Consider the following 7,363-nt stretch of genomic DNA (forward strand, 5'->3'; position numbering starts at 1 on the left):
GTTCTAACCGGCAATACCACTCACGAGCCCTTTTACGCGGTGGCGCGGCAGGTCGATGAGGCGGTAGGCGTGCAGGTCGGCCGGGATTTCCTGGGGCACGTTCGCGAGGCGCGCGTGCGCGCGGCTGAGCAGCTCGTTCTGGCCGGACACGGCGTCCGCGACGACCACGGCGTGCTTGTTGTCGGGAGTGCTGCGCAGCAGTCGCAGCGTGTATTTCCCGGCGATGAGCGACGTCAGCGCGGCCTGGGACGCGGCATCGCCCAGGTCAGGGTGCGAATTCGGGAGCAGCAGCGCGAGCCGTTGAGCGTTCGTGCCGAGCAGCGTGCGCAGCAGCCACGGGCCCGGGTCGGCGGAGAGATCCATGGCGACGCCGTCGCCTTCGGGGCCGGAGACCGACCAGTCGACCCGGCGTGACTCGATCGAGAGCCCGCCTTCGCCCGCGATCTCCAGTAGCCGGTCCAGCAGCGCGGGCTTGGTCGTGCCCGCTTCGACGGACTGCGGGCCGTGCGTGTAGATCGCCGCTTTTCCCTTGCCCGCGCGTGCCTTTTTGGCCTTCGCGGTCGGCTGGCAGACGTACAGGTCCGCCGCGCTGCCGATCGCTTGAGCGCCGAAGTAGCGGTTGAAATCCGGCAGGATCGCTTCGAAGGTCAGGCCGAGGATCGCCAGCTCACGCTGCACCTGCGCGCCCAGCGCGGGGTGGCGCGGGCTGTAGCCGTACGCCAGCAGCAGGCGGCCGTCGCTCGGCTCGCGCAGCGCCTGGACGCCGCGTGCGGCGAACAGGCCCATGCCCTCCGGGGTGTACGGCGGGTCGCTGAAGACGAGGTCCATCGAGCCGCTCACCGCGGGCGGCAGGCCGAAACGCAGGTCCGCGTGGAGGGTGCGCACGCGGCCGTCGCTGGCCGTGTCGATGTATTCGAGCACGCGCTCGTCGAGGTCGACGACGGTGATATCCGCGCCGGGGTCTGTCAGGTGCACGGCCAGTGAGGTCAGGTCGTGGTCGCCGAGGCAGAGCAGCTTGGCCTTGCCGAGGTCGTAGCGCGAGCGCAGCCACAGTGCACGCTTCAGCACGGTTTCCGGGGTCGCCTGGACGTGGTCGAGCGCCGCGAGCGGCGGCGGGACGTCCTTGATGAGTGCTTCGAGCTTGACCAGCGCGTCGCCACCCGGCTCGGTGAACTCCGGCAGTCCGTATCCGGTGTAGCCGGCGCCGGGCTTGATGCGTGAGCGCCTGCCGTCGCGCTCGAGGTCGTCGCCCAGCGCGGCCTGGAGTTCTTCGATGCTCCGGCGTGGCGCCGCCGTGAGCCTGATCAAGTCGTCGAATTCCTGCCAACCTTCTCGCAGCAAGACAATCGCCTGGTGAAGCGGCTTGCCGTGGGTAACCAGAAGTTCCTCTAGTGAAGGCACGCTATGAAACTACAGCGGCGCGCAGCGCCTCCGTTGAGGGTGGTGGTGGGTGACGGGAGGGCCTAGAACTTGGAACACCGTGCCGACCCGCGGGATCTCCGCTACGGTTTTCGCCACCTACATGGGGAGTGACGCGTGGCTATCGAGTTCCAGGGCGTGACCAAGAGGTATCCCGATGGGACGGTCGCCGTCGACGACCTCAGTCTCACCGTCGAGGACGGCACGATCACCGTGTTCGTCGGGCCTTCGGGCTGTGGGAAGACCACTTCGCTGCGCATGATCAACCGGATGGTCGAGCCGACCGGCGGCAAGGTGCTGCTCGACGGCAAGGACGTGACGGAGTCCGATCCGGCGCTGCTGCGCCGCGGCATCGGGTACGTCATCCAGCACGCCGGCCTGTTCCCGCACCGCACCGTGCTCGACAACGTCGCCACCGTGCCGCTGCTGACCGGCTGGGACAAGGCCAAGGCCCGTAAGCGCGCCGCCGAGTTGCTGGAGACCGTCGGGCTGCCCGCGTCGATGGGCAAGCGTTACCCCGCGCAGCTTTCCGGCGGCCAGCAGCAGCGCGTCGGCGTCGCGCGTGCGCTCGCGGCCGATTCGCCCGTGCTGCTGATGGACGAGCCGTTCTCCGCGGTCGACCCGATCGTGCGCGAGGAACTGCAGGACGAGCTGCTGCGGCTGCAGACCCAGCTCGGCAAGACGATCGTGTTCGTCACGCACGACATCGACGAGGCCGTGCGGCTCGGCGACAAGGTCGCGGTGATGCGGGTCGGCGGCAAGCTCGCGCAGTACGGCACGCCGTCGGACGTGCTGCGGCACCCGGTCGACGACTTCGTGGCGTCCTTCGTCGGCAAGGACCGCGGCTACCGGGGGCTGTCCTTCCTCTCCGCCAACGGCGTGGTGGTCAAGGACGTGGCCAAGATCGAGATCGGGTCCACTGTGGCCAGTTCCGACGGCTGGCGGATCGCGGTCAACACGGATGGCCAGCCGCGTGGCTGGCTGCCCCCGAATTCCACTGTGGACGGTGAACTCGCCGAGTCCGACCTCGTCGCGGGCGGCTCGCTTTACGTTCAGGGGACGCCGATTCGCGGCGCGCTCGACGCCGCGCTCTCGTCACCGGCGAGTCTCGGTGTGGTGGTCGACGACGACCACAAGGTGATCGGTGTCGTCACCGCGAGACAAGTATTGGACGTGATCGAAGGAACCCCGCAGAGCGTGGATTCCTGATGTTCTTCGACGAGCTGGGGCGGTACCTCGGCAGCGCCAGCAACCGCGCGGAGATTCTGGGCGATCTGCTGGAGCACATCTACCTCGCGCTGCTGCCTTTGGTGCTGGGGCTGGTGATCGCGATCGCCGCGGGCTGGCTCGGCCTGCGGTTCAAGGCCGCGCGCAGTGTCGTGCTCGTCGCGTCGAACCTGCTGTACACGATCCCCTCGCTCGCGTTGTTCGTGGTGATCCCCGGTCTCATCGGCTCGAAGATCCTCGACAGCGTCAACGTGATCGTCGCGCTGACGATCTACACCGCGGCGCTGCTCGTGCACCCGGTGCTCGACGCGCTCGGCGCGGTGCCGCAGCACATCATCGCCGCGGCGACCGCGGTCGGCTACAAACCGGTGCGCCGGTTCTTCGGCGTCGAGCTGCCGCTTTCCGTGCCGGTGCTCGCAGCCGGCGTGCGAGTGGCGAGCGTGAGCAACATCAGCCTGGTGAGCGTTGGCGCGCTGATCGGCACCGGCGGGCTCGGTGTGCTGTTCACCGACGGGTTCCAGCGTGAGTACTTCTCGCCGATCGTGGTCGGCATCGTGCTGACCATGCTGCTGGCGTTGATCGTCGACCTGCTGCTGGTGGCGCTGCGCAACCTGCTGGCGCCCTGGGACCGCGCGAAGAAGGTGGCGGCCGAATGATCTGGGACTGGTTCACCGATTCCGCGCATTGGCAAGGCCCCGAAGGCATCCCGGTGCGGCTCGGGCGGCACCTCGGCTACGTCGGGCTCTCGCTGGCGATCGCGCTGATCGTCGCGGTGCCGCTGGGTCTGTACGTCGGGCACACCGGACGTGGCGGTGTCGTGCTGGTCAGTGCCGGCAACGCCATCCGCGCACTGCCGACGCTCGGCCTCGTGACGTTTCTTTTCTTGCTGTTCACCGAAAGCGAGACGGCGACGATCATCGGTCTCGTCGTGCTCGCGATCCCGCCGATCCTCGCGGGCACCTACGCGGGCCTGCAGGCGACCGACAAGGGCGTGGTCGACGCGGCGCAGGGCGTCGGCATGACCGGCTGGCAGCGGCTGTGGCAGGTCGAGGTCCCGATCTCGCTTCCGTTGGTGCTGGGCGGAATCCGCAACGCCGTGCTGCAACTGGTCGCGACCGCGGCCGTCGCCTCGTACGTCGGGCTCGGCGGGCTCGGCCGGTTCCTGCTCGACGGGCTGGCCGTGTTCGACTACCCCCAGGTGATCGGCGGCGCGGTCTTGACCACCCTGCTCGCGGTCGCGCTCGACCTCGTGCTGTCGGCGGTGCAACGCGCACTGGTGCCCAAGGGAGTCCGGCTCGCGGCCATCGCCGCGACCGGCAAGAAGGTGACCGTATGAAAGCGCGCGTGCTGATCGCAGCCGTGGCTCTGCTGGCGACGTCCTGTGGCAACCCGTTCGAGGGCGGCGCCGAGGGCGGCACGACCGGTGACATCATCATCGGCGCCTCCGATGTCGGCGAAAGCCTTCTGCTGGCCCAAATCTACGCGGGCGCGCTGCGCAACGCCGGTGCCGAGAACGTGAAGGTCCGGCCACCGGTCGGCAGCCGCGAGGTCGTCGTCAAGGCACTGCAGGACAAATCGCTCTCGGTGGTCCCCGACTACAGCGGGAACCTGTTGCGGTACTTCGACAAGAACACCCAGGCGACCACACCGCAGGCGGTGTACGCCGAGCTGAAGCAGAAGATCCCGGCCCGGTTCGAGGTGCTGGAGCAGGCGCCTGCCGAGGACAAGGACCTGCTCGTCGTGCGCCCCGAACTCGGGATCAAGACGTTCTCGGAGCTCGGCCCGCGCTGTAAGGATCTCGTGTTCGGCGGGCCTGGCCAGTGGAGCACGCGCTGGAAGGAAAAGATCAAGACGCTCTACGGCTGCGAGTTCAAGGAGATCCGCACGACCGACACCGGCGGCCCGGTCACCGTGGCCGCGCTGAAGTCCGGTGACGTGCAGGTGGTCGACCTGTTCAGCACCTCGGCGACGATCGAGGCCAACGGGTTCGTCGCACTGCAAGATGACAAGAACATGTTCCCGGCGCAGAACATCGTTCCGCTGATCGCGAAAGGCACTTTGTCGCCTGGCGAGGTGCAGGCGCTGAACCGGGCGTCGGCCGCGCTGACGACCGAGAAACTCGTCAAGCTCAACGTCCAGTACACCGAAGAGAAGCGGAACGCGATCGACATCGCCGACGAGTTCCTGCGTGAGAGCGGCTTGAAGACCTAAATTCGCTCGAACGCGGGCGCGTAGCGGAAGTCCCCACGCATGTCCGATTTGTACCCGGCCAGCGTGCGCACTTGGAAGTGCTGTGCCCATTCGGCCTGTGGTGGGACGATTCCGTGGGCTGAACCGAGCACGTAGCCGAAGCGCGAGTAGTACTTCGGGTCGCCGAGCAGCACGGCGACGCCGTAACCCAGTGCGTCGGCGGCGGCGTTGAACGCGTGCACCAGCGCCGAGCCGACGCCGGCTCGCTGGTACGCGGGCAGCACCCCGAGCGGGCCGAGCGCGACCGCGATTCCCTTGTCCCCGTTGAGAGTCGCCGTGCTACCGCCGACGTGGCCCGCGATCTCGCCGTCGATCACGGCGACGAGTGAAAGCACGTTCAGCAGATCGCCTTCGGCGCGCAGTTCGTCGACGAGGTTCGGCTCGACCGTCCCGTTGAACGCGGCACTGTGGACAGCGTGTATCGCCGAGGCGTCGGCGGTCGTTTCGCGGCGGATGAACATCATGCAATCATTCCGCACGGTGAACAGTTCGCGGAAATCGTTTTTCCAGCCCTACTTTAGTAGCGGTCCGTTCGGGTGTTCTTGAGCGGCGGCAATCCGGTACTGCCAGGTCAAACCGGTCACCATACGTGCGAATACCCCGGTTCCGGATCGGCCGTCCGGCGCAACGGTCGACTTATGGACGGGACTGAACGGACCTGGCCTGTTGGGAAATGGCAATCCCTACTGTGTGAACGCCGTAAAGACAAGATCTTCCTTCGCCGGAAACTCGGCCCTACTCTCAGCGCAACGTTCGAGGTGAACGTGCCAACCCCTAGCGACCGGTCACCGGTCGACCCTGCCTAGGAGGATTGAATCTTGCGCAAATCCCTGGGAAACAAGAGATCCCTCGCCGGTTTCGGTGTGGCCACCGCAGTCGCGGCGCTGACGTCGCTGAGCCTGGCTTCGCCCGCTGTGGCGGCCGAAGGCGCGATTCTCAACGCCGGCGCGGCGGATGCCGTCGCGGGCAGCTACATCGTGACACTCAAGAGCGGCACGGCCCAGGAGGTGACCGCGCGCCACGGCGGCACGGTGAGCCGCACCTACAACTCGGCCATTCACGGGTTCGCCGGTCAGATGAGCGAAAAGCAGGCGAAGCGCATCGCCGCGGACCCGGCCGTGGCCTCGGTCGAGCAGAACCGGACCGTGCACATCAGCACGGACCAGCTGAACCCGCCGTCCTGGGGCCAGGACCGCGTCGACCAGCGTGATCTCCCGCTGAACCAGAAGTACAGCTACTCGACGACAGCGTCCAATGTGACCGCGTACATCATCGATACCGGCATCACGCTGGGCCACCCCGACTTCGGCGGCCGCGCGGTGTCCGGGCACGACTTCATCGACAACGACAACGACGCGACCGACTGCCAGGGCCACGGCACGCACGTGTCCGGCACCGTCGGCGGCACCACCTACGGCCTCGCCAAGGGTGTCAAGCTCGTCGGCGTCCGGGTGCTGAACTGCTCCGGTTCGGGCACCTACGAACAGGTCATCGCCGGCATCGACTGGGTGACCGCCAACGCGGTCAAGCCCGCGGTCGCCAACATGAGCCTCGGTGGCGGCGCATCGGCCACTGTGGACGCCGCGGTGCAGCGTTCGATCGCCTCGGGTGTCGTCTACGGCCTCGCGGCCGGTAACGACAACGGCGCCAACGCGTGCAACACCTCACCGGCCCGCACGCCGGAGGCGATCACCGTCGGCGCGACCACGAACACCGACGCACGCGCGAGTTACTCGAACATCGGCACCTGCCTCGACATCTTCGCGCCAGGCAGCGGCATCACCTCGGCGTGGTTGAACAACGGCACCAACACCATCAGCGGCACCTCGATGGCGACCCCGCACGTCGTCGGCGCGGCGGCGCTCTACCTCGCCGACCACCCGACCGCGACGCCGCAGGCGGTGCGTGACGCGCTGGTCTCCAACGGCACCCCGAACAAGGTCACCAACCCCGGTACCGGCTCGCCGAACGTGCTGCTCTTCACCGGCACCGGTGGTGGCGGCCCCGACCCCGAGCCGACCCCGTGCGCCAAGGTCACCAACGGCACCGACGTCGCCATCCCGGACGCGGGCGCGGCCGTGACCAGCGCGATCACCGTCTCCGGCTGTGCGCGCAACGCCTCGGCGACCACCAAGGTCGACGTGACCATCCCGCACACCTACATCGGTGACCTGGTCATCGACCTGGTCGCGCCGGACGGCACGACCTACCGCCTGAAGAACTCGAGCAACGACTCGAGCGACAACCTCAACGCCTCGTACAACGTGAACGCCTCCGCGAAGGCCGCCAACGGGGTGTGGACGTTGAAGGTCCAGGACGTCTACCGGGTCGACACCGGACGTATCGACACCTGGTCGATCACCGTTTAAGGCCTCGTGTGGGGAGGGGGGGGCTCGGCGGCGACGGCCAGAGCAACCCCCAAGGCCCCAAAGAGCACGACGACGTCGCCCGCCTGGAGCTGGACGAG

The 7,363-nt window shown here is 67.7% G+C and carries 7 protein-coding genes; 5 read left to right on the forward strand and 2 right to left on the reverse strand.

The window, feature by feature from the left end:
- Nucleotides 1-3: 3 nt before the first annotated feature.
- Nucleotides 4-1,401, reverse strand: a complete 1,398-nt coding sequence (locus ACFV15_RS30515) for a bis-aminopropyl spermidine synthase family protein (RefSeq protein WP_378354538.1) — start codon at nucleotides 1,399-1,401, stop codon at nucleotides 4-6.
- Nucleotides 1,402-1,536: 135 nt separating this feature from the next.
- Between ACFV15_RS30515 and ACFV15_RS30520 the strand changes: the two genes are divergently transcribed.
- The 4 genes from ACFV15_RS30520 to ACFV15_RS30535 are packed head-to-tail and all read left to right on the forward strand — an operon-like array spanning nucleotide 1,537 to nucleotide 4,857.
- On the forward strand, nucleotides 1,537-2,628 hold the full coding sequence (locus ACFV15_RS30520; protein ID WP_378354540.1) for an ABC transporter ATP-binding protein: 1,092 nt from the start codon (nucleotides 1,537-1,539) through the stop codon (nucleotides 2,626-2,628).
- Nucleotides 2,628-3,302: an ABC transporter permease gene (locus ACFV15_RS30525; protein WP_378354542.1), complete on the forward strand. Its 675-nt coding sequence runs from the start codon at nucleotides 2,628-2,630 to the stop codon at nucleotides 3,300-3,302. The genes ACFV15_RS30520 and ACFV15_RS30525 overlap by 1 nt, the downstream gene beginning before the upstream one ends.
- Nucleotides 3,299-3,982 (forward strand): ABC transporter permease, encoded by a 684-nt coding sequence (locus tag ACFV15_RS30530; RefSeq protein ID WP_378354544.1) that lies wholly within the window; start codon nucleotides 3,299-3,301, stop codon nucleotides 3,980-3,982. The genes ACFV15_RS30525 and ACFV15_RS30530 overlap by 4 nt, the downstream gene beginning before the upstream one ends.
- Complete coding sequence (locus ACFV15_RS30535) at nucleotides 3,979-4,857, forward strand: ABC transporter substrate-binding protein (protein ID WP_378354546.1); 879 nt, start codon at nucleotides 3,979-3,981, stop codon at nucleotides 4,855-4,857. The genes ACFV15_RS30530 and ACFV15_RS30535 overlap by 4 nt, the downstream gene beginning before the upstream one ends.
- Here ACFV15_RS30535 and ACFV15_RS30540 read toward each other — a convergent pair.
- Nucleotides 4,854-5,357 (reverse strand): GNAT family N-acetyltransferase, encoded by a 504-nt coding sequence (locus ACFV15_RS30540; protein ID WP_378354547.1) that lies wholly within the window; start codon nucleotides 5,355-5,357, stop codon nucleotides 4,854-4,856. The genes ACFV15_RS30535 and ACFV15_RS30540 overlap by 4 nt on opposite strands.
- A 357-nt stretch (nucleotides 5,358-5,714) precedes the next feature.
- Between ACFV15_RS30540 and ACFV15_RS30545 the strand changes: the two genes are divergently transcribed.
- Nucleotides 5,715-7,265, forward strand: a complete 1,551-nt coding sequence (locus ACFV15_RS30545; RefSeq protein ID WP_378354548.1) for a S8 family serine peptidase — start codon at nucleotides 5,715-5,717, stop codon at nucleotides 7,263-7,265.
- Nucleotides 7,266-7,363 lie beyond the last annotated feature (98 nt).

The organism is Amycolatopsis sp. NPDC059657 (assembly GCF_042734395.1).
GTDB lineage: Bacteria > Actinomycetota > Actinomycetes > Mycobacteriales > Pseudonocardiaceae > Amycolatopsis.